A 21,538-nucleotide genomic window follows, 5' to 3' on the forward strand; every position below is an offset into this window, starting at 1 on the left:
GGCGGCGGGGTCACCCCGGGCGGGCCGGGGGAGTGATGGCGGCGACCAGGGCCGAGCGCGGCGAGCGGGCGCCGAGCAGGTCGCGGGAGTACACGGCGAACGTGTAGTCCGTCGAGCCGCGCAGCCGGGGCACGGTGACCGTGGTCCGGCTCGTCGTGGCGACCCGGGTCTCGGCGGCGCCGTCGACGGTCACCACCTGGTAGGTGGCGTAGCGGCGGGGCTTCCAGCTGAGGGTGATCGTCGAACTGGACACGTCGACGACGCGGACCTGCTGCGGGGCGCGGGCCGGGGCGGTGCCGGCGGCGTTGCGGTAGACGGTCGCCTCGCGGGTGTCGGTGGTCAGGCCGTTCGGGCCGGAGATGAACCGGCGGCCCCAGGCGGTGGGCTTGCCCGCGTCGAAGTTGTCGACCAGGTCCAGGTAGCTGTACTGCTTGTCGTTGCCGCTCCAGGACCAGCCGAAGTAGCCGAGCTCGCGGGCCTCGGCGTAGGCCATGATGGCGTCCTCGTCGGGGTCGCCCCACTGGTGCTCGCCGGAGAACTCGCCGATGAGGATCGGCAGGCGGCGGTCGGTGAACGAGCTGAGGTAGGAGTTCACCTTCGGGGCCGTGTCGAACTCGCCGTACATGTGGATGTCGAAGATGGTGTTGCCGGTCGGGTCGGCGTCGCGGACCCGTTCGGCGTTGTCACGCATCACGAACGACTCGTCCTGGCCCCAGCCGGGCGCGTCGACCATCAGGGTGTGCCGGAAGCCGGCGGCCCGCAGGGTGCGGATCGCGTCGGTGGTCTGCTGCACCCACGGCATCGTCGTGCCGTTGCCGAACGGTTCGTTGGCGATGTTGACGATGACGTGGTCCTCCTGGCCGACGAGGACGTCGCGGAGGCCGAGCCAGAACTGGACGGCCTGCGCCATCGTGGCGGCCTTCTTGTCCTGGCCGAAGCCGGTGGTGTCGTGCGCGTCGAGGATGCAGATCAGCCGGTTCGCCTTGCACAGCCCGATGACCGTGGCGACCTCATTGGGGCCGCTGTGGCGCCACTGGTGGCCGATGCCGAGCGGGATGCGCACGGCGTTGGCGCCGGCGGCCTTGATCCCGGCGAACGCGCCGTTGCGGTCCGGGTACCACATGACGTCGTGGTTGACGCCGCGCAGCACGAGGTCGCTGCCGGTCGCCTCGACCAGCCGCCCGTCGCGCACGTGGATCCCGGTGTGTGCCGCCGTTTCGGCGTGCGCCGGCGCGGGTGCGAGCAGGGCACCGGCGAGCACGGCGACGAGGACCTGGATTCTCACGAGGCGAACCGCTACCCGTGCCGGTACGTTCTACACCCGTGGACATGGTGACGCTGCTGCGCGACTTCTTCCGGGCCGTGTCGTTCGAGCCGGGCGGGCGCCCCGCGTACGAGACGATCCACGGCCTGTTCGTCCCCGGCGGCCTGCTGGTCAAGGCGGTCGGGGCGCCCGAGGTGTCGACGGTGGAGCAGTTCATCGCCCCGCGGCTGGCGCTGGTCGAGTCCGGGGCGCTGACCGAGTTCCACGAGTCGGAGCGTTCGGGTGAGACGCAGCAGTTCGGCAACGTCGCGCAGCGCTGGTCGGTCTACGACAAGCGGGGCGTGCAGGACGGCACGGCGTTCGCCGCGGTGGGGCGGATCTCCACGCAGTTCGTCCGCACGCCATCGGGGTGGCTGATCACCTCGATGGCGTGGGACGACGAGCGGTGACCGGCTAGAGCTTCGCGAGGGCGGCGCGCAGGCGGGCGAGGGTGCGGTCGCGGCCGAGGACCTCGAGGGACTCGAACAGCGGCAGCCCCACCGACCGCCCGGTGACCGCGACCCTGATCGGGGCCTGGGCCTTGCCGAGCTTCAGGCCCCGCTCGGCGCCGACGGCCTCCAGGGTCGACTTCAGCGACTCCGCGTCCCACGCCGCGGTCTCGAACGCCGTGACGGCCGCGCCGAGCAGGTCGGCCGCGCCCTCCTTCATCGCCTTGGCCCAGGCGGCCTCGTCGACGGCGGGCTCCGACAGGAACGCGAAGTCGACGTTCGGCACGATCTCGGCGAGCAGCGCGATGCGGGTCTGCGCGTGCGGGGCGAGGGCGTCGAACACCTTCGGGTCGTAGTCGGCCGGGTCCCACGGGGGCGCCGCGACCGGGGTGCCGCCGGGCGCGACCGGGGTGCCGGTCAGCCACGGCCGGCACGCCTCGGCGAACGCCTCCGGCGACAGGGCGCGGATGTACTCACCGTTGAACGCGCGCAGCTTCTTCTCGTCGAAGAACGCCGGCGACGGGTTGACCTCCTCCAGGCGGAACTCGTCCTCGATGACCGACCACGGCACGATCTCGCGGTCGTTCGACGGGGCCCAGCCCAGCAGCATCAGGTAGTTGCGCATCGCGTCGGCGAGGTAGCCCTCGTCGCGGTACTGCTCCAGGGCGACCTTGTCCCGGCGCTTCGACAGCTTCTGGCGCTTCTCGTTGACCACCACCGGCACGTGCGCCCACACCGGCGGCGTGCGGCCCAGCGCCGACCACAGCAGCTGCTGCTTCGGCGTGTTGGGCAGGTGCTCCTCGGCGCGGATCACGTGGGTGATGCCCATGGTCATGTCGTCGACGACGTTGGCCAGCAGGAACACCGCGGAGCCGTCACCGCGGGCGATGATGAAGTCCTCGATGAGCTTGTTGTCGAACGTCGGCTCGCCGCGGACCAGGTCGACCACGACGGTGGAGCCCTCGTCGGGGGTGCGGAAGCGCAGCGCCCGGCCCTCGCCGGGGCCGAGCGCCCGGTCGCGGCAGAAGCCGTCGTAGCCGCGGAACTGCGCCCCGGCGCGCTCCTGGATCTGCTCGCGGGTGCAGTCGCAGTAGTACGCCTTGCCCGCCGTGTACAGCTCGTGGGCGGCGGCGGTGTGCGCCTCCGCGTAGGACGACTGGAAGTAGGGCCCCTCGTAGGTGTCCCGGGCGATGCCGATCCACTCGAGGGCGTTCAGGATGCCCTCGGTCCATTCGGGGCGGTTGCGCGCGGCGTCGGTGTCCTCGATCCGCAGCACGAACACCCCGCCCTGCTGCTTGGCGTAGATCCAGTTCTGCAGCGCCGAACGGGCACCGCCGACGTGGAACATCCCGGTCGGGGAGGGGGCGAAACGCACGCGAACCGTCACACCTCCAGACTAGTGGCCTCGTCATCCGGGATGTCGACGCCCTGCTCCAGGGCATCGGCGCGGGCCGCGTCCAGCAGCCGGGCCAGCACGGTCTCCAGCATGAGCAGGGTCTCGTCGTCGAGCCGGTCCAGCAGGCGGCGTTGCGCCTGGTTGCCGCTGTCCATGATGTCGGTCAGCACCTCGCGGCCGGCCGGCGACAGGTGGATGCGGCGGATACGGCGGTCGTGCCGGTCCTCGGTGCGTGTCACATAGCCGTGGGTCACCAGGCGATCCACGATGCCGGACAGCGTGGCGGACGTCACGCCGAGATGCCTGGTGAGCTCGTGCGAGGCGATGCCGTCGTGCCGGGCGAGCAGGATAAGCACCTTGAGCTGCTGCATCGTGAGGTTTACTGAGAACAGCCGGTTGGTGCGGTCATACGCGAACAGGGTGCGCAGCCGTTGCTCCGCCGCCATCACGCGCAGCAGCAGCGCATTCCTGTGAATCGTCACAGCAATGTTTTACCCCCTGGAAAAGCTTTGCGCGAGGCGAACCATTAGCATCACACGAACTAACGTGTGTCTTAGCCGATCGGAAGAAGACTCCAGACATGTCGTTCCTCGCCCGGCTCAGTTTGGCGAACCGGGGGCTGGTCGCGATCATCGCGATCGTCGTCCTGGGCTTCGGCGCCATTGCCATCCCGTCCCTGAAACAGCAGCTCATCCCGTCGATCGACTTCCCCGCGGCGTTCGTGCTCGCGCCCTACCCGGGCGTGTCGCCGGACATCGTCGAGGAGCAGGTCACCGAGCCGATCGAGAACGCCCTGCAGGGCGTGCCCGGGCTCACGGACGTCACCTCCACCACGCGTGAGGGTGTCGCGACCGTCCAGGTGTCCTTCGAGTTCGGCTCGTCCATCGACGACGTCACCAACAAGATCTCCACGGCGATCAACCGGATCAAGTCGACGCTGCCGTCGACCGTCGAGCCGCAGGTCATCGCCGGCTCGACCGACGACCTGCCGGCCGTGGTGCTCGCCGCCAGCAAGTCCGGTGACCAGGTCGCGTTCGCCCAGCAGCTGGACGCGATCGTCGTGCCGGCGCTGCAGGGGATCGAAGGGGTGCGCGCGGTCGAGGTGACCGGCGCGGCGACGCAGGACGTGGAGATCACCCTCGACCCGGCGAAGGCGTTCCCGGCCGGGGTCAACGCGCAGACGGTCACCGCCGCGCTGAAGTCCAACGGCGTGTCGTTCCCCGCCGGCACCCTCACCGAGGGCGACCGCTCCCTCGCGGTGCAGGTCGGCGGCACCCTCGCGACCCTCGACGACCTGAAGGCGCTCAACATCACGCCGGCCACGAAGCTCGGCGACGTGGCGAAGGTCGAGCTGAAGACGGCCGAGACCACCTCGATCACCCGCACCGACGGCAAGCCCAGCCTCGGCATCGCCGTCACCGCGTCCCCCGACGGCAACGCCGTCAAGATCAGCCACGCGGTGCGCGACAAGCTCGACGAGCTCAAGAAGGAGCTCGGCGGTGACACGGCGATCACCCCGGTCTTCGACCAGGCGCCGTTCGTGGAGAAGTCCATCAAGAGCCTCAGCACCGAGGGTGCCCTCGGCCTGCTCTTCGCCGTCGTGGTGATCCTGGTCTTCCTGTTCTCGCTGCGCTCGACGCTCGTCACCGCCGTGTCGATCCCGCTGTCGGTGGTCGTCGCGCTGATCGGCCTGTGGATCGGTGACTACTCGCTCAACCTGCTCACCCTCGGCGCGCTCACCATCGCCGTCGGCCGGGTCGTGGACGACTCGATCGTCGTGCTGGAGAACATCAAACGACATCTGGAGTACGGCGAGGAGAAACGCCACGCCATCCTCACCGGCGTCCGCGAGGTCACCAGCGCCGTCGTCGCCTCCACCCTGACCACGGTCGCGGTGTTCCTGCCGATCGGTCTCGTCGGCGGCTTCGCCGGCCAGCTGTTCCGCCCGTTCGCCGTCACCATCACCGTGGCGCTGCTCGCGTCGCTGCTGGTGTCGCTCACCGTCGTGCCGGTGCTCGCGTACTGGTTCCTGCGCCCGCCGAAGCAGGTCGGCGCCGTGGAGCGCGAGGCGATCCTCGCCAAGGCCCTCGACAAGGAGGAGCGCAGCCGGCTGCAGCGCACCTACGTGCCGGTCATCAGCTGGGTCACCCGCAGCCGCGCCACCCGCTGGATCACCGTCGGCCTGAGCATCCTGGTGTTCTTCGTGACGATCGGCCTGGCCGGCCTGCTCAAGACGAACTTCATCGACCAGAGCGGGCAGACGGAGTTCTCCATCTCCCAGGAGCTGCCGGTCGGCTCCAGCCTCGCCGTCACCGACGCCGCCGCGAAGAAGGTCGAGGACCTCCTCGGCGCCCGCAGCGACATCGAGACCTACCAGGCCACCGTCGGCGCCTCCGCCGGCTTCGGCTTCGCCGGCGCCCAGTCGGGCAACACGGCCAACTTCTCGGTCACCGCGAAGGAGGACGCCGACGTCGACAAGGTCATCGAGGAGCTGCGCAAGCAGGTCGCCGACCAGGCCGCGTTCGGCGTCGTGAAGATCACCGCCGGCGGCGGTGGTGGCGGCTCGACCGACCAGCTCGAGGTCGTCGTCAAGGCCAACAACACCGACGACCTCGCCAAGGCCGCCGCGCAGGCCCAGGAGGCGATGGCCGGCACCCCCGGCATCGCCGACGTGGAGAGCAACCTCGCGGCCAGCAACCCGCGCGTCGACGTGCGGGTCAAGCGGGACGTCGCGGCGAAGTACGGCCTGTCCGACGCCGCGATCGGCGGCATCGTCAGCGCCGCGTACCGCGGGCAGAACCTCGCCCAGCTCACCGTCGACGGCCAGCAGCGCGACCTGATCCTGCGCTCCGGCCCGGCCCCGGCGACCCTGGAGCAGCTCAAGGCGCTGCCGATCCCGGTGCAGAGCGCGACGACCCCGGTCGTGCGGCTCGACCAGGTCGCCGAGGTCAAGGAGGGCGCCGGCCCGGTCGCCATCACCCGCATCGACGGCAACCGCAGCGCCTCGGTCACCGGCCGGGCCGAAGGCTCCGACCTGGGCAAGGTCTCCGCGCAGCTGCAGAAGAAGCTCGACGAGCTGACCCTGCCGGCCGGTGCGACCGTGACCCTCGGCGGCGTCACCGAGGACCAGCAGGAGGCGTTCGCGCAGCTCGGCCTGGCCATGCTCGCCGCGATCGCGATCGTGTTCGTCATCATGGTGGCGACGTTCCGCAGCATCGCCCAGCCGATCATCCTGCTGGTGTCGATCCCGTTCGCCGCGACCGGCGCGATCCTGCTGCTGCTCGCGACGAACACCCCGCTCGGCCTGCCCGCCATGATCGGTGTCCTGATGCTCATCGGCATCGTCGTCACCAACGCGATCGTGCTGATGGACCTCATCAACCAGTACCGGGAGGGCGGCATGCCCGTCCGCCAGGCGGTCATCGAGGGCGGCCGGCACCGGCTCCGGCCCATCCTCATGACGGCCGTCGCCACCATCTGCGCGCTCGCGCCGATGGCGGTCGGCCTCACCGGCGAGGGCGGGTTCATCTCCCAGCCCCTGGCCATCGTCGTCATCGGCGGCCTGGTCAGCTCGACCCTGCTGACCCTGGTCCTGGTGCCGACGCTGTACACGATGGTCGAGGGCGTCAAGGAACGCCGCCGCATCAAGCGCGAGGGCCGGCACGCCGCCGTCACCACCGCCGAGCCGCCGTTCACCGGCGACGACGGCGAGGGCGAGGGCCGGCACCGGGTCGACCCGCTGGAGCCCGCGCCGTCGCACTAGACGGCCCGACGCGTGACCGGCCACCCCTCACACCGAGGGGTGGCCGGTCATGTATCAGCGGGCCAGCAGGGCCCGGATCGCTTGTACCACCTCCGCCGGCGCCTCCTCGGCCATGAAGTGCCCGCACGACACGGTCGCGTGGACCAGGTCCGGCGCCCACGCCCGCCACCGCGCCGCCGCGTCGAACCCGAGCGCCGCACCCCAGTCCTGCTGCAGCACGCTCACCGGCATCCGCAGCGTCGCACCCGCCGCCCGGTCCGCCAGGTCGTGCTCGACGTCCACGCCCGCCGACGCGCGGTAGTCCGCGACGATCGACGGGACCGCGTCGCGGCAGGCGGCCAGGTACGCCTCCCGCACCCGCCCCGGGATCGCCCCCGGATCCCGCGTCCACAGGTCCAGGAAGTAGCCGAAGAACGCGTCCGGCGCCGCGCCGATCAGCGTCTCCGGCAGCCCCGCCGGCTGCGCCATCAGGTACAGGTGGAACCCGACCGCGGCGGTGGTGCCGTGCAGCACGTCCCACATGTCCAGGGTCGGCAGCACGTCCAGCGACGCCAGGTGCGTGACCGCGCCCGGATGGTCCAGGCCCGCCCGGATCGCGACCAGGGCGCCCCGGTCGTGCCCGGCGAGGGCGAACCGCTCGTGGCCGAGCGCGCCGGCGAGCGCGACCACGTCCGCGGCCATGACCCGCTTGGCGTACGCCGCGTCGCCGGCCGGTTTGCTGCTGGCGCCGTACCCGCGAAGGTCCGGGCAGATGACGGTGTGGTCGGCGGCCAGGTCGGCGGCGACGTGCCGCCACATCAGGTGCGTCTGCGGGAAACCGTGCAGGAGCACCACCGGCGGTCCCGAGCCGCCGACCGCGGTGCTCAGCGTCACGCCGTCGGCGACGGGGACCTGCCGGTAGTCGAAGCCGTGGATTCTCATGGGCCCAGCCTGCGCGGCGCCGATGAGTGTCCGATGAGCAGTAGATTTGCTCGGGTGACCAGGTTCGGCGTGTTCGGTCCGGTGCGGGCCGAGACCGGCGCCGGACCCGCCGCGCTGCAGGGCGCCCGCCAGCGGGCCGTCCTCGCCCGCCTGGTCGTCGCCCGCGGCCGGGTCGTCCCCGTCGGTGTCCTCGTCGACGACCTGTGGCCCGAGGACCCGCCGCGCGGCGCCGTCGCGGCCATCCGCACGTTCGTCGCCGACCTGCGCCGGGCCCTGGAGCCCGACCGGGCACCGCGCCGGCCGTCGGCGCTGCTGGTGACGGAGCCGCCGGGGTACGCGCTGCGCCCCGCCGCCGGCGACGTCGACGCGTGGCGCTTCGAGGCCGCCGTCGAGGCCACCCGCGACCTGCCCCCGGACGCCGCGCTGCCCCGGCTCGCCGAGGCCCTCGGGTGGTGGCGCGGGCCCGCGTACGCCGAGTTCGCCGCCGAGCCGTGGGCCCGCGCCGAGATCGACCGCCTCGACGAGCTGCGCGCCCTCGCCGTGGAACGCCACGCGGCGGCGCTGCTCGCCCTCGGCCGGCCCGCCGAGGCGGCGACCGAGCTGCAGGCACACACCACCGCGCACCCGCTGCGGGAGGGCGCCTGGCAGTCGTTGGCGCTCGCCCTGTACCGGTCCGGCCGGCAGGGCGACGCGCTCGCCGCGCTGCGCCGGGCCCGGACGGTGCTGGCGGAGGAGCTCGGCATCGACCCGGGGCCGGCGCTGCGCACCCTGGAGACGGACATCCTCACCCAGTCCCCGGACCTGGACGCCCCCGCGGTGCCTTCGCGGTCGCCGGGGCCTTCGCGGTCGCCGGGGCCTTCGCGGTCGCCCGCGTCGCCGGGGCCTTCGCGGTCGCCCGCGTCGGCGGGGCCTTCGCGGTCGCCGGGGCTCGTGGGGCGGGACCGGGAGCTGGGCCGGCTCCGGCTGGCCGCCGCCGACGCCGTGTCCCACGGGCGGCCCGTGCTCGCCCTCGTGTCCGGCGAGCCCGGCGCCGGCAAGACCGCGCTCGTCTCGGCCCTCGCCGCCGACCTCGCCGCCGCCGGCTGGACGACCTCGTGGGGTCACGCCCCCGAACACGACGGCGCCCCGGCCGTCCACCCCGACGTGCTGCCGCCACCGGCCGGTGCCCCGGTCACCGACCCCGCCGTGGCCCGCCTCCGCCGCCGCCGCGCCGCCGTCGCCGGGCTGACCGAGGCCGCGCGGACCGCCCCCGTGCTCCTCATCGCCGACGACCTGCACCGCGCCGACGCGGGCACCCTGGAGCTGCTCACCGACCTGTTCTCCGAACGCGACCCGGTCCGCGGCCCGGTCCTGCTCACCGGCACGTTCCGCGGCACCGAGCTCGGCCCGCCGCTCACCGCCGCCCTCGCCGCGTTCGCCCGCGCCGAACCGGTCCGAGTCGACCTCACCGGCCTCGACGGGCCCGCCACCGCCGCGCTCGCCCGCGCCGTCGCCGGCCGCGACCTGGACACCGCCACGGTGCACCGGCGCACCGGCGGCAACCCGTTCTTCGTCCGCGAGCTCGCCCGCCTCGTCAAGGACGAGGGCGACGCCGCCCTGCGGACGGTCCCGGCCGGGGTCCGCGACGTCCTGCGCCACCGCCTCGCCCAGCTCCCACCCGCCACCCGTACCGCGCTCGGCGTCGCCGCCGTCCTCGGCCGCGACGTCGCCCCCGACGTCCTGGCCGCCCTCGTCCCCGACCCGTCGGCGCTCGACCCGGCCGTCGACGCCGGGTTCCTCACCGACGGCGGGCTGCGCTTCGCCCACGTACTGACGCGCGACACCCTCTACGGCGACCTGTCCGAACTGACCCGCCGGGCCTGGCACGCCGCCGCCGGGGACGCGCTCATCCGTCTCGACCCGTCCGACGCCGCCGCCATCGCCCACCACCTCGCGCACGCCGGCCCCGCGCACGCCCAGGCCGCCGCCCGGTACGCCCGCGAGGCCGCCCTGCACGCCGAGCACCGCGGCGACCCGCACGAGGCCGCCCGCCACTGGCGCCGCGCCGGCACCGACCCCACCGCGCTGATGGGGCTCGCCCGGGCCCTCGCCGTCACCGGCCACATGGCCGAGGCCCGCCGCCTGCGCGCCGCCGTCGCCCCGGACCCGGCCGCCCTCACCGCCTTCGACGTGCCCGCCATCTGGCCCCGCAACGACGACGAGCGCCTGTCCGGGCTCCTCGTCACCGCCGCCACCAGCGCCCTGTCCGGCCCGCTCGACGAGCGGCACCGGGGCCGGGTCCTGAGCACCCTCGCCCTCGAGCTGCGCGGCAGCACCGACCCGCGCGGCCGGCGGGCGGCGTCCGCCGCGGAGCGCATCGCCCGCACGACCGGGGACCCCGTGCAGCTGGCGCTCGCGTTGAACGCCCGGTACATGCACACCTTCCACCGCCCCGGCCTCGCCCCCGCCCGCGCCGCGATCGGCGCCGAGCTCACCGACCTGGCCGCCCGGCACGACCTGCCCACGTTCGAGGTCCTCGGCCACCTCATCCGGCTGCAGTCCGCCGCCGCCCTCGGCGACCTGCCCACCGCCGACACCCACGCCACCGCCGCCGACATCCTCGCCACCCGCTACGACCTGCCCCTCGTCGGCGTGTTCACCACCCTGTACGCGGCACTGCGCCACCCTTCGGAGGCCGCGTACCGCACGGCGCACGCCCTGCTCGCCCGCGCCGACCTGCCGGGGATGGCGGAGGGCCTGCTGAGCCTGTCCCTGCTCACCGTGGACGTGTACCCCGACGGGGACTGGGGCCCGTACGAGCCGTGGGTCCGGCCGCTGCTGCTGATTCGCGCCGGCCGCCGGGACGAGGCACTCGGGGCGCTGCGGTCCCTGCCCCCATCCCCGCACGACGCTCTGCTGGAGGCCCGACTGTGTTTGGCGGCGCGGGCGGCGGTCGCCCTCGACGACCGCCCGACGATGCGCACCCTGTACACGGCCCTGCTGCCGGCCGCCGCGGAACACGCGGGCGCCCAGTCAGGCGTGCTGTCCTTCGGCCCGGTCGCGGAGCTACTGGCCGCCCTCGCGTGAGCGGTGTCCCGCGCGACGGTTGCGTGGCCGGGTCGGATGATGGGACGGACCACCGGAAGCTCTTCGCGGACGTGCACCGGCGCCCGGAGACGTTCCCGCTGGACGGCTCGTTCCATGACGTCACGGTCTTCGTCCGAGGCCGCGAGGCGCTGGTGCCGCACCAGGCGGTCCCGGCCGGCCCGCCGCGCCGCGAGCACCTCGACACGGACGCCGGCCTCAGGGGGTTCACGGGGTCGGGAAGGCTGTACCGCCTCGACGACCTCGTGTTCGCGCGGCTGGGGTTCCAGTCCTCGCGGTGGAACAGCGTGGACGAGGTCGAGTGCACCGTGAACCTGATGGTCGTGGGCCGGGCACACTGGGCCGGGCACCGCGCGGCGGCCCCGCACCTGCCTGAGGTGCCGAGCCCCGGGACGGAGTACGGGCGCCACGCCCGCGTCTGGTGGCGCCGCCTGGGTCACCTGATGCCGGTCAACGGGGACACGTGGTGGACGGTCACGTCGCACGCCGCGGCGGGCGTGGCGGACGAGGTCGTGGCGGCCGTCGTCGAGGACGGGCTGCCGGCCATGCCGGCGCAGCGCGCCGCCGTGCCGGAACGCGCAGGACCGGGGGACGGCGTTCGCCGGTGAGACGGCTCAGGGGCGCTGGTGCGGGCACTGGTACAGCGGCCGCCGCGGGATCCTGGTGGGGCGGCGGATCGACACGAGGCGGGCCGGGCGGACCACCGGCGAGGACAGCGGCGCGCCGGCGGACGTGGCGGTGCGTGACACCGCGGCCAGGTGCGACGACAGGGCGGCGTGCAGCAGCGTGGGCGACTGCTGGGCCGGGGCCGGCGCGCGCCGGTTGCCGCCCGGGTACGCGGGTGGCGGCGGGTACGTGCGCTGCGCGGGGATCCGCCGGCTGAGCGGGGTGGGCGCCGCCGCGGACGCCTCGTCCTTCTCCGGCCTGGTGACCACGAACGCGACGACCGCCGCCACGATCACCGGGACCAGGTAGAGCAGGGCTCCGGCGTATTGCTCGGTCACGACGACGACTCCCAACGCTGCGCACGACTGACCTGCGCAACGCTACGGATCGCCCCGCAGCGACGATGTCATCCGGTCGGTCCGCCCTGCAAGTCCGGCCGGGGTGCAGCTGAGGTGCAAACCCGCCGGAACCAGTCGAAGGACGCCCGGCGGGTCCGCTCCTGGGTGGTGAAGTCGACGTGGACGAGGCCGAAGCGCTGGTCGTACCCCTCGGCCCACTCGAAGTTGTCCAGCAGCGACCAGGCGCAGTAGCCGCGCACGTCGACGCCGGCGGCGATGGCCTCGCGGACCGCGTCGAGGTGCCCGGCGTGGTAGTCGATGCGGAACTGGTCGTCGACGGGCGCGTACGAGCAGCCGCTCTCGGTGATCCAGATCGGCGGGAGCCGGTCGCCGTACGTGCCGCGCAGGGTGACCAGCAGGTCCCGCAGCGCGGACGGCACGACGGGCCAGCCGAAGTCGGTCGTCGGGTAGCCGGTGATGTCGAGCCGGCTGAACGGCAGGTCCTCGCCGGGCAGCGGGGCGCTGATGAGGCTCGGGTTGTAGTAGTTGACGCCGAGCGCGTCGATCGGCTGGGAGATGACCCGCAGGTCGCCGTCCAGGACGATCGAGTCGATGTCGGCGCCGCCGGTGAGGCCCTCGACGATCGGCGGGTACTCGCCGAGCAGGACCGGGTCGGTGAAGAGCCGGTTCTGCACCAGGTCGTAGAACATGGCGGCGGTCTGGTCGTCCTCGGCGTCGCTCTTCGGCCAGACCGGCGAGTAGTTGTTGGCGAGGGTGACCGGCGCGGTGGAGACCCGGCGCAGCGCCGACACGGCCAGGCCGTGGCCGAGCAGCTGGTGGTGGATGACCGGCAGCAGGTCCATGCCGAGCCGCAGGCCCGGGGCGTGGATGCCCAGGACGTGGCCGAGCACGAGGTGGATGTACGGCTCGTTGAGCGTCACCCACAGTTTCACCCGGTCGCCGAGGGCCTCGCCGACGAGCTCCGCGTACTCGCCGAACCGCATCGCGGTGTCGCGGTCGGCCCAGCCGCCCCGGTCCTGCAGCGCCTGCGGCAGGTCCCAGTGGAAGAGGGTGACGACCGGGTCGATGCCGCGGGTGAGCATGCCGTCGACGAGCCGGTCGTAGAACGCGAGCCCGGCGGCGTTGGCGGGGCCCTCGCCGGTCGGCTGGACCCGCGGCCAGGCGACCGAGCACCGGTACGCGGTCGCGCCCAGCTCCTGGATCAGGTCGAGGTCGGACTCCCACCGGTGGTAGTGGTCGCAGGCGACGTCGCCGGTGGCGCCGCCGCGCGTCGTGCCGGGGGTGCGGCTGAACGTGTCCCAGATGGACGGGCCGCGGCCGTCCTCGTCCACGGCGCCCTCGATCTGGTACGCGGCGGTCGACACACCGAACTGGAACCCGGTTGGAAAGTCCGACATGATCGCACGTTACCGGTTCATGCCGCGCCGCGGAACGTTCCGGCTTCTCGGGCAGTATGGGCGTATGGCACATGAGATTCCCACCGCCGAGCTGGGCCCGGGCGTGCAGCTGCCGACGATCGGCTTCGGCACCTGGCAGATCACCGGCTCGTCGGCGTACGAGTCGACCCGGACCGCCCTGGACGTCGGGTACCGGCACATCGACACCGCCACCATGTACGGCAACGAGGACGAGATCGGCAGGGCGCTGCGCGACAGCGGCGTCGACCGCTCGGACATCTTCATCACCACGAAGCTCCCGCCGTCGCAGGCGGGCCGGGAGCGGCAGACGATCGAGGCGAGCCTGAAGGCCCTCGGCGTCGACCACGTCGACCTGTGGCTCATCCACTGGCCGCCGGCGCGCGGGAGGTCCGTGCCGGTGTGGGAGGCGTTCCTGAAGGCCCGCGAGGCCGGCCTGACCCGGTCGGTCGGGGTCAGCAACTACGACGCCGCGCTGATCGACGAGCTGACCAAGGAGACCGGGGAGACCCCGGCCGTCAACCAGGTCGCGTGGAGCCCCGCCCAGCACGACGCGCAGTTCCTCGCCGACATGCGCGACCGGCGCGTCGTCGTGGAAGGGTACAGCTCGCTGAAGAACACGCCGCTGGACGACCCGCGCCTGGTCGCGATCGCCGAGGCGCACGGCGTGACCGTGCCGCAGGTGGTCCTGCGCTGGCAGCTGCACCACGACATCGTCATCATCCCCAAGTCGACCCGCCGGGAGCGGATGGCCGAGAACCTGTCGGTGCTGGACTTCTCCCTGACGGCGGCCGAGCTGGAGACCGTCAACGCCTGGTGATGCCCCGGTCCACCCGCGCCCGCCAGCCCCCGTCGCGGGGCTGGCGGCGCAGGGCCGCGAGGGCCTCGACCGCGCCCGTCACCAGCTCCCCGAAGTCGGGCTCCGGTCCCTTGTGGATGAGGAACGCCAGGCCGTTGGAGTTGCTGACGGCCCAGCCGGTGCGCCGCCCGAGCCGGTGCGCCGCGTCCGCGCCGTGCGCGGTGACGAGCTGGATGTCGTACGGGCCGCGCACCTCGCCGCCGTCCCGGGTCACCACGATCCTCGCCTGCGCCAGGGTGTCGTCCCGGTTGAGCAGCGCCTGCCACCAGCGCCGCCGCGGGGCCTCGACGACCACCTCGACGCCCTCACCGTGCTCGCCGGGATCGTTTGCGGCCGCGACGGTACGCACGAGCTCCACCACCTTCGCGGTGTCCGACCGGCGGAACGGCACCCAACTGTCCACGGCGACATCTTCGCGCACGCTTTTCCTCAGATGGTCACGTCGTCGGTCGTTCAGCCGGACAGAACATCCGAAAGGACGTCACCATGCGCCGTTGGCTCGGTTCCCGCCGTGTCTACACCAAGATCCTCATCGTTGCGGCCGTCGCGATCGCCGGCACCGCCGCCACCGGCATCCTCGCCGTCGTCGGCATCGACGACCTCAGCGACACCCGCAACGAGGAGGTCGGGCGTGCGGTGCCGTACATCACGGCGCTGAACGAGGCGGCCCTGACCGCCAAGTCCGCCGCCAACGACGAGCGCGGCTTCCTCCTCGGCGGAAACCCGTCCTTCCGTGACGAGGCCCTCGGCCGCCGGGCAGAGATCGACCGCTCGCTCGACGCCGCCCGGGCCCTCGCCCCGTCCGGCGAGGCCGTCCAGCGGATCCGGGCCGCCGTCGACGCCTGGTTCACCGCCCTGCAGGCCGAGTTCACCCTGTTCGGCACCGACCGCGCGGCCGCCGTCACCGCCGCGCTCGGGCCCAACCGCGACCTGCGCAAGACGTACGAGAACCTCCTCGACCAGGAGATCGCCCGCGCCGACGCGACCCTCGTCGCCGGCAAGGACTTCGGCGACACGGTGACCTCGGTCCGCTTCACCGTCGTCGTGCTGCTCGCCGTCGCGCTCGCCCTGGCGGTCGGGCTCGCCCTGTACATCGCCCGCCTCATCGTCGCGCCGCTCGGCCGCGTCTCCCGCGTCCTGCGCGCCGTCGCCGACGGCGACCTCACCCAGGACCCGGCCGTCGACCAGCGCGACGAGGTGGGCCAGATGGCCGACGCGCTGTGCACCGCCACCGGCAACCTGCGCCGCACCGTGGCCACCCTGGCCGAGCACTCCACGGTCCTGGCCAGCGCCGCCGAGGAGCTCGCCACCACCAGCACCCAGAGCTCCCGCGGCGCCGCGACCGGCGCCCGCCAGGCCGGCGCCGTCGCCGGCCTCGCCTCCCAGATGTCCGGCGCCATCTCCACCGTCGCCGCCGGCGCCACCGAGATGGGCGCCTCGATCCGCGAGATCGCCCAGAGCGCCACGCAGGCCGTGACCGTCGCCGGCCGCGCCGTCGAGGTCGCCGGCACCACCAACACCGTCATGAACAAGCTCGGCGACTCCTCCGCCGAGATCGGCAACGTCATCAAGGTGATCACCTCGATCGCCGAGCAGACCAACCTCCTGGCCCTCAACGCCACCATCGAGGCCGCCCGCGCCGGCGCCGCCGGCAAGGGCTTCGCGGTCGTCGCCTCCGAGGTCAAGGACCTCGCCCAGGAGACCGCCCGGGCCACCGACGACATCAGCCGCCGCGTCGCGGCGATCCAGGCCGACACCACCGGCGCCGTCGCCGCGATCGAGGAGATCACCGGGATCATCGCCCGGATCAACGAGTACCAGACGACCATCGCCTCCGCCGTCGAGCAGCAGTCCGCCACCACGGAGGAGATGAGCCGCAGCGTCGAACAGGCCGCCGCCACGGGCAACCAGGTCGCCGCGACGATCGGCGAGGTCGCCACGTCGGTGCAGCTCACCACCACGGGCATCACGGAGGCGGGGCGCGCCGCGGGCAGCCTGGCCGAGCTGTCAGGCAGCCTGCGCGGCATCGTCCAGACGTTCCGGTACTGACCGCCGGCGCCCGGCTTCGGTGGTTCAGCCGGCGAGCGGCCGGCCGCCGGCCGGTCGCCCGGCGACCTCCGGTACGAGCGCCGCGGACAACGCCGAGGCGAGCAGCCCGAGGACCCAGACCGCCACGAGCCCGACCCGGGCGGCGATGCCCTGATGGTCGACGAAGACGTACCCGAAGCTCCAGGCCAGCGACAGCAGGGCCGCACCGGGGAACGTCAGGAACACCGGCACCGTCATCCCGAGCAGCCGTCCCTTGCGCGGGTTGTCCCGGGTCCACGCCTCCCAGCCGAGGCCGCCGGGCACCCGCTGGCGAAGCCGAAGACCGCCCCGGTCAGCGTCAACTGGTGCCAGACAGGCGCATACGCATCGATGCCGCGTGGGCTACGACATGTTCGCCCAGTCGGGCGCGGCTGTGGAGCGCGTGCCGCACAGCCGCTAGCGGCATCGCGGCGTGTCCGGCCGCCCGCCTGAGCGGGAGCCGTTGCTGATCTGGTGGGCACGGTTGGGTTCGAACCAACGACCCCCCGCTTGTAAGGCGGGTGCTCTTCCACTGAGCTACGCGCCCCGAAGTCGGCGAACCCGGGTACCCAAGGATGCTACCTGCCGAGCCTCATCCGCCCCAGTCGGTATCAGGTGTGTATCAGCTCTGCAACGATGCGATCGCCGTCCGCCAGGCTTCCTGGTCGCGGGTGTGGCCGGGGCCGTGGTGCTCGGCGAACCGGACCACGCCGCCGGTGTCGATGAGGAACGTGCCCCGGTCGGCGAAGCCGGCCCTGTCGTTGAAGACCCCGTACGCCTGCGCCACCGCCCCGTGCGGCCAGAAGTCCGACAGGAGAGGGAAGTCATAGCCTTCGCGGTCGGCCCAGACCTTGTGGCTGTACGGCGAGTCGACGCTGACGGTCAGCACCTGCACCGTGTCGGACTGGAAGTCGCCGGCCGTGGACAGTTCGCCCTGGCAGGTGCCGGTGAAGGCCAACGGGTAGAACACCAGCAGCACCGCTTTGCGACCGCGGAAATCCGACAGTCGGACCTCCTGGTTGTTCTGGTCCTTGAGCACGAAGTCCGGCGCCTCGGCCCCGACATCCACCGTCATGCGGACGAGCATGCCAGGTTGTCGTACCGGGGGCCTACACTCGCCCGCATGGCTGCCGGTCCGCGTCTGGGCATCGACTTCGGGACCTCCCATACCGTTGCGCTGCTGGCGTGGCCGGATGGGCGGGTCCGCCCCCTGCTGTTCGACGGTTCGCCGTTGCTGCCGTCCTGCGTCTATGCGCAGCCAGACGGGCAGGTCCTGGTGGGTCGCGACGCGGTGCACGCCGCGCGCGTCGACCCGGCCCGGTTCGAGGCGAGCCCCAAGCGGCGCATCGACGACGGCACGGTGCTGCTCGGCGACCGCGAGTTCACGGTGCCGGCGCTGATCGGGGCGGTGCTGACGCACGTCGCGTCGGAGGCCCGGCGGGTCGCCGGCGGGCAGGTCGGCGCCGTCACGCTCACCCACCCCGCGGCGTGGGGCGTGTCCCGGCGGCTCGCGCTGGTCGAGGGCGCGACGATCGCGGGGCTGCCGCAGCCGGCGCTCATGCCGGAGCCGGTCGCCGCCGCGCACTATTTCGCCGGTGTACTGCAGAAGCCGCTGACCGCGGAGCAGGGCCTGCTCGTGTACGACTTCGGCGGCGGCACCTTCGACGCCAGCGTCGTGACCCGGGCGGGTGACGGCTTCGACGTGCGCGCCGTCGACGGCATCGACGACCTGGGCGGCATCGACCTCGACGCGCTGATCGTCGACTACGCGAAGCGCAAGCTGGAGGATCCGCCGGTCTGGGCGCGGCTGGAGAGCCCGCAGACCACCGAGGACCGCCGGCACCGCCGGCTGCTGTGGGACGACGCCCGCGTGGCCAAGGAGATGCTGTCGCGCACCCCGTCGACCGGGCTGCACGTGCCGATCGCGGCCGCCGACGTCGAGATCACCCGCGAGGCGTTCGAGGACCTGGCCAGGCCGCTGCTGGAGCAGACGGTGCGCACCACGGCCGCCGTGGTCCGCTGGGCCGGGCTGGACAACAGCAAGCTCGCCGGGCTGTTCCTGGTCGGCGGTTCGAGCCGGATCCCGCTGGTCGCGACGCTGCTGCAGAAGGAGCTCGGGGTCGCCCCGACGATCATCGAGCAGCCCGAGATGGTGGTCGCCGAGGGCAGCCTCCGCGCCTGGGTCAACGTCGGCGTCCAGCCGGCCGAGGCGGCGCCCGGCGCCGCGGGCGGTCCCGCCGCCCAGGGCTTCCCCGGCGGCGCTGCCGCCGCGGCGGGCGGTGCGGCGGTGGGTGGCGTGATCGCGGGCGGCGTCGCGGGCGGCGCGGCGGCTGCCGCCGCGGGTGCCGGTGGCGGCCCGATCGGCGCGGCCGGTGTGGCCGGCCCGGCGGGCGTGGCCGGTGTGGCCGGCCCGGCGGGCGTGGCCGGTCCGGCGGGTCCCGCCGGTGTCGCCGGTCCGGCCGGGGTGGCCGGGCCCGCCGGTGCGGTGCAGGGGTTCCAGCAGGGGCCCATGACGCCGCCCGGGGGTAACGCGCCGGTCAGTGCCGTGCCGATGAGCGGGCCGCCCGTGAGCAGCCCTCCGATGAGTGGCCCACCGATGAGCGGTCCGCCGGTCGGTGGGCCCGTGGGTGGGCAGCCGATGAGCGCGCCGCCGGCGGGCAACATGCCGGTCAGCGCGCCGCCGCCGGTGAGCGGCGCCCCGGGCGGGTATCAGGGCGGCTACCCGGCGGGCGCGCCGGTGAGCCCCGGGTTCGGCGACGCCGAGGCGACCCAGCGGATCCGTCCGATGACCCCGCCGGCGGCGCCGCAGGGCTACCGGGGCGCACCGCCGGCCGGCCCCCAACAGGGCTACCAGCAGGGCTACGCACCGGTCCAGCCGCCGCGGGCCGTGCCGCCACCGCCGGTCCAGCAGGTGTACCAGTCCCCGTCGGCGACCCGCATGGACTACGCGCCGCCGCTGCCCCGGGAGGAGCCGCTGCCGCCGCCACCCAGGCAGCGCAGCGTGGCGATCCCGGTGCTGGTCGGCATCCTGGTCCTCGCCCTGGCGCTGGCCGGTTACGTGGTCTACAAGGAAGTCGGCAACAAGGGCGACGACGTCGCCCAGCAGCCCACGACGAGCACGAGCGCGGGCGCCGGCCCGTCGTCCTCCGCCAGCGGCAACGTCCTGGAGATCCCGGTCCGGCCCCGCGAGGACCGGCCGTCGTGGCTGCCCAGCAACTGGAAGCTGTTCCAGCAGCGTGGCCTGCACGAGTTGTGGTATTCGCAGGACGAGTCCGAGGGCGGCCGCTGCGACGCGACCGACAGCGAGCTGCACGTCGTGACCGAGCGCCAGGGCCTGACCGGCTGCACCCTGAAGGACCCGCTCAACGTGCCGATGACCGACGTCGGCATCGAGGCGAAGGTGCACCGCCAGAACGGCTGCGCCGGCATCTGGGCCAGGACGGGCGACAAGGGGTACACGGTCGGCGTCTGCGACGGCGTGGTCCGGCTGCACGCCCTCGGCGACTTCGCCCCCAGCCAGGACAACGAGCTCGCCTCCTGGCCCGTGAAGATCACCGGCGACCCGTATGTGGCGCTGGTCGTCATCGGCATCGAGGTGTCCGTGTACGTCAACGGCACCAAGCTCGGCTCCAAGACCCACGACCTGATCAAGCGCGGCCGCGTCAACCTGGGCGCCTTCACCTCCGCTGACCCGGCCGACATCACCTTCTCCGAGGTCAGGGTCTGGCAGCCGCAGTCCAACTCCGGCGGCGGCGGCAACCCCACCACCTCCCCGTCCCCGTCGAGGTCGGGCTGGTCCAACTCCCCGTCCCCCACCTGGACCCCGAAACCGACCCAGACCCGCTCATCCACCTGACACCCCGGTCGACGGCCCACACGGGCGGACCGGACCGCCGCCAAGGCCGGCGTGGCCTGGCCGGGCATGGCCTGGCCGGGCATGGGCTGGCCGGGCATGGGCTGGCCGGGCGAAGTGGGCTGGTTCGGCCGGCGTTGGGGGCTGGTTGGGCCGGCGTGGCCTGGCCGGGTTGGTGTGGCCCGGTCGAGCAGGCGTGGGCTGGCCGCCCCGGCGTGGCCTGGCCGGGTTGGTGTGGCCCGGTCGAGCAGGCGTGGGCTGGCCGCCCCGGCGTGGCCTGGCCGGGTTGGTGTGGCCCGACGGAGTTGCGTCAGTGGCCGACAGAGCCGCGCCGGCGTGCCGACGGAGTTGCGCCAGCATGGTGGGGTCCGCTCGGCATGCGGCGGAGACCGACCGGCGGTGGGGGTGATGCCGGCCCGGCGCACCGCGACTGCGGGGGTCCGCGCCGTCTCCGGTGGAGGCCCGACCGAAGGCCGGCCGGAGTGATCGGCGCCCGGCACGAGAGGGTGAGGCCGTCGGAGGCCCGGCGTTACCAGGCCGAGCCGACCAGGTCCCACAAGGGGCGGTCATCCCACGACGGGCGTGGCAAGCACTTCGCCGACCGGGGGCCTGGATCGCCGTCATGACAAGGCGCCCCGGCCGTCCGCCAGCCGATGTGACCGCTGGCCGTCCGGCGGCTGGCGTTTGTCACCGGAGTTACGGAGTGCATAGCGACCTGGAGCGGCCTGCCAGGTCAGGACCGTCGTGGCGCCGTCCGCAGGTGATCGACCCGGCGCTGCGGGAGGTTGGCGGCCACCGTCGCCCGACGGCCAGGTCACCGCGGTTCAACGGAACAGAAGCGCGCGCAGGAGGGATCGGCCCGGGACCCGGCGGCACGGCGGGAAGCGGGCTGGTCTGGCTCGCCTTCGGCCGCTTCCCCGGCGAGGGGCCGTGGGAAGAGGACGCCGGCGAGCGCAGCGGCTAGCGGCGGGACCGTGCGGCGCGCGGTGCGACCAGGCGCGCCGCGGTCCAGTCCTTGCCGGCGTTGACCGTCGAGGTCTGCTGCAACCCGGCGGTGGGAGCCGACTCGTTGATATCGCTCGGCTCGACGTGCCCGGGACGGCCGGCCTTGGGGGTGAGCAGCCACACCACGCCGTTGTCCGCGAGCGGGCCCAGCGCGTCGATGAGCGTCTCGACCAGGTCGCCGTCGTCGTCGCGCCACCACAGCAGCACCACGTCGACGACCTCGTCGGTCTCCTCGTCAACCAGGTCCCCGCACCGGTCGATCAGGACGTCGCGGAGATCCTGGTCGACGTCGTCGTCGTACCCCATCTCCATAACGACCATGCCCGGTTCGACGCCGAACCGGTCCGCCAGGCTCTTCACCTCGGCCTGACCCGCGGTCGCGTTCACTGTCCACTGCC

17 protein-coding genes and 1 tRNA gene are annotated in these 21,538 nt (G+C 73.4%); 7 read left to right on the plus strand and 11 right to left on the minus strand.

The features are described 5' to 3' along the window. Positions 1-10: 10 nt before the first annotated feature. Positions 11-1,285: a cellulase family glycosylhydrolase gene (locus OP18_RS29925; protein WP_052387552.1), complete on the minus strand. Its 1,275-nt coding sequence runs from the start codon at positions 1,283-1,285 to the stop codon at positions 11-13. A gap of 38 nt (positions 1,286-1,323) precedes the next feature. On the opposite strand from OP18_RS29925, the gene OP18_RS29930 reads away from it, so the two are divergent. Beyond that, the gene (locus OP18_RS29930) at positions 1,324-1,713 is read left to right on the plus strand and encodes a hypothetical protein (RefSeq protein WP_211273719.1); all 390 of its coding nucleotides are present in this window, start codon (positions 1,324-1,326) and stop codon (positions 1,711-1,713) included. Positions 1,714-1,717: 4 nt separating this feature from the next. Here OP18_RS29930 and gltX read toward each other — a convergent pair whose 3' ends face one another. Together gltX and OP18_RS29940 are read right to left on the minus strand one after the other, a co-directional pair. Further along, entirely contained in the window at positions 1,718-3,139 is a 1,422-nt protein-coding gene (gene gltX, locus OP18_RS29935; RefSeq protein ID WP_081971242.1) for a glutamate--tRNA ligase, read from the minus strand. Next, a complete protein-coding gene (locus OP18_RS29940) occupies positions 3,136-3,630 on the minus strand; it encodes a MarR family winged helix-turn-helix transcriptional regulator (protein WP_245635570.1) in 495 nt (164 codons plus the stop codon). The genes gltX and OP18_RS29940 overlap by 4 nt, the downstream gene beginning before the upstream one ends. A gap of 98 nt (positions 3,631-3,728) precedes the next feature. On the opposite strand from OP18_RS29940, the gene OP18_RS29945 reads away from it, so the two are divergent. Next, a complete protein-coding gene (locus tag OP18_RS29945; protein ID WP_052387554.1) occupies positions 3,729-6,911 on the plus strand; it encodes an efflux RND transporter permease subunit in 3,183 nt (1,060 codons plus the stop codon). 54 nt (positions 6,912-6,965) lie between these two features. Here OP18_RS29945 and OP18_RS29950 read toward each other — a convergent pair whose 3' ends face one another. Continuing rightward, entirely contained in the window at positions 6,966-7,832 is an 867-nt protein-coding gene (locus OP18_RS29950) for an alpha/beta fold hydrolase (protein ID WP_033362440.1), read from the minus strand. A 54-nt stretch (positions 7,833-7,886) separates the two neighbouring features. Between OP18_RS29950 and OP18_RS61985 the strand changes: the two genes are divergently transcribed. Continuing rightward, positions 7,887-10,898 carry an ATP-binding protein gene (locus OP18_RS61985; protein ID WP_052387555.1) on the plus strand — a complete coding sequence of 1,004 codons (3,012 nt, stop codon included), beginning with the start codon at positions 7,887-7,889 and terminating at the stop codon, positions 10,896-10,898. A gap of 71 nt (positions 10,899-10,969) precedes the next feature. Continuing rightward, positions 10,970-11,524 carry a DUF4304 domain-containing protein gene (locus tag OP18_RS29960; RefSeq protein WP_033362442.1) on the plus strand — a complete coding sequence of 185 codons (555 nt, stop codon included), beginning with the start codon at positions 10,970-10,972 and terminating at the stop codon, positions 11,522-11,524. Positions 11,525-11,530: 6 nt separating this feature from the next. Here OP18_RS29960 and OP18_RS29965 read toward each other — a convergent pair whose 3' ends face one another. Both OP18_RS29965 and OP18_RS29970 read right to left on the minus strand, forming a co-directional pair. Then, on the minus strand, positions 11,531-11,920 hold the full coding sequence (locus OP18_RS29965; protein WP_033362443.1) for a hypothetical protein: 390 nt from the start codon (positions 11,918-11,920) through the stop codon (positions 11,531-11,533). A gap of 68 nt (positions 11,921-11,988) precedes the next feature. Next, entirely contained in the window at positions 11,989-13,338 is a 1,350-nt protein-coding gene (locus tag OP18_RS29970; protein ID WP_033362444.1) for a GH1 family beta-glucosidase, read from the minus strand. Between the two features lie 64 nt (positions 13,339-13,402). On the opposite strand from OP18_RS29970, the gene OP18_RS29975 reads away from it, so the two are divergent. Then, a complete protein-coding gene (locus OP18_RS29975) occupies positions 13,403-14,176 on the plus strand; it encodes an aldo/keto reductase (protein ID WP_033362445.1) in 774 nt (257 codons plus the stop codon). On the opposite strand, the gene OP18_RS29980 is transcribed toward OP18_RS29975, so the two are convergent. After that, positions 14,163-14,618 (minus strand): hypothetical protein, encoded by a 456-nt coding sequence (locus tag OP18_RS29980; protein ID WP_156089891.1) that lies wholly within the window; start codon positions 14,616-14,618, stop codon positions 14,163-14,165. The two genes, OP18_RS29975 and OP18_RS29980, sit on opposite strands and share 14 nt — an antisense overlap. 83 nt (positions 14,619-14,701) lie before the next feature. Between OP18_RS29980 and OP18_RS61990 the strand changes: the two genes are divergently transcribed. After that, entirely contained in the window at positions 14,702-16,264 is a 1,563-nt protein-coding gene (locus OP18_RS61990) for a methyl-accepting chemotaxis protein (protein WP_052387556.1), read from the plus strand. A 24-nt stretch (positions 16,265-16,288) separates the two neighbouring features. Here OP18_RS61990 and OP18_RS29990 read toward each other — a convergent pair whose 3' ends face one another. From OP18_RS29990 to OP18_RS30000, 3 genes are all read right to left on the minus strand, one after another. Then, a complete protein-coding gene (locus tag OP18_RS29990) occupies positions 16,289-16,567 on the minus strand; it encodes a hypothetical protein (protein ID WP_033362447.1) in 279 nt (92 codons plus the stop codon). 187 nt (positions 16,568-16,754) lie between these two features. Continuing rightward, positions 16,755-16,829 (minus strand) — tRNA-Val (locus tag OP18_RS29995). A 75-nt stretch (positions 16,830-16,904) separates the two neighbouring features. After that, the gene (locus OP18_RS30000) at positions 16,905-17,357 is read right to left on the minus strand and encodes a peroxiredoxin (protein WP_033362584.1); all 453 of its coding nucleotides are present in this window, start codon (positions 17,355-17,357) and stop codon (positions 16,905-16,907) included. A gap of 48 nt (positions 17,358-17,405) precedes the next feature. Between OP18_RS30000 and OP18_RS53265 the strand changes: the two genes are divergently transcribed. After that, entirely contained in the window at positions 17,406-20,138 is a 2,733-nt protein-coding gene (locus tag OP18_RS53265; protein WP_052387557.1) for an Hsp70 family protein, read from the plus strand. A gap of 957 nt (positions 20,139-21,095) precedes the next feature. Here OP18_RS53265 and OP18_RS30010 read toward each other — a convergent pair. Beyond that, complete coding sequence (locus tag OP18_RS30010) at positions 21,096-21,527, minus strand: DUF3052 domain-containing protein (RefSeq protein ID WP_033362448.1); 432 nt, start codon at positions 21,525-21,527, stop codon at positions 21,096-21,098. Positions 21,528-21,538: the final 11 nt, after the last annotated feature.

The sequence above is a fragment of the Dactylosporangium aurantiacum genome, assembly GCF_000716715.1.
Classification (GTDB): domain Bacteria; phylum Actinomycetota; class Actinomycetes; order Mycobacteriales; family Micromonosporaceae; genus Dactylosporangium; species Dactylosporangium aurantiacum.

What these genes read in the sequence shown, in the direction of transcription:
- OP18_RS61990 (WP_052387556.1), top strand. Translation starts at nt 14,702, where the DNA reads ATGCGCCGTTGGCTCGGTTCCCGCCGTGTCTACACCAAGATCCTCATC.
- OP18_RS29950 (WP_033362440.1), bottom strand. Translation starts at nt 7,832, where the DNA reads ATGAGAATCCACGGCTTCGACTACCGGCAGGTCCCCGTCGCCGACGGC.
- OP18_RS29970 (WP_033362444.1), bottom strand. Translation starts at nt 13,338, where the DNA reads ATGTCGGACTTTCCAACCGGGTTCCAGTTCGGTGTGTCGACCGCCGCG.
- OP18_RS30000 (WP_033362584.1), bottom strand. Translation starts at nt 17,357, where the DNA reads ATGACGGTGGATGTCGGGGCCGAGGCGCCGGACTTCGTGCTCAAGGAC.
- OP18_RS53265 (WP_052387557.1), top strand. Translation starts at nt 17,406, where the DNA reads ATGGCTGCCGGTCCGCGTCTGGGCATCGACTTCGGGACCTCCCATACC.
- OP18_RS29975 (WP_033362445.1), top strand. Translation starts at nt 13,403, where the DNA reads ATGGCACATGAGATTCCCACCGCCGAGCTGGGCCCGGGCGTGCAGCTG.
- OP18_RS29945 (WP_052387554.1), top strand. Translation starts at nt 3,729, where the DNA reads ATGTCGTTCCTCGCCCGGCTCAGTTTGGCGAACCGGGGGCTGGTCGCG.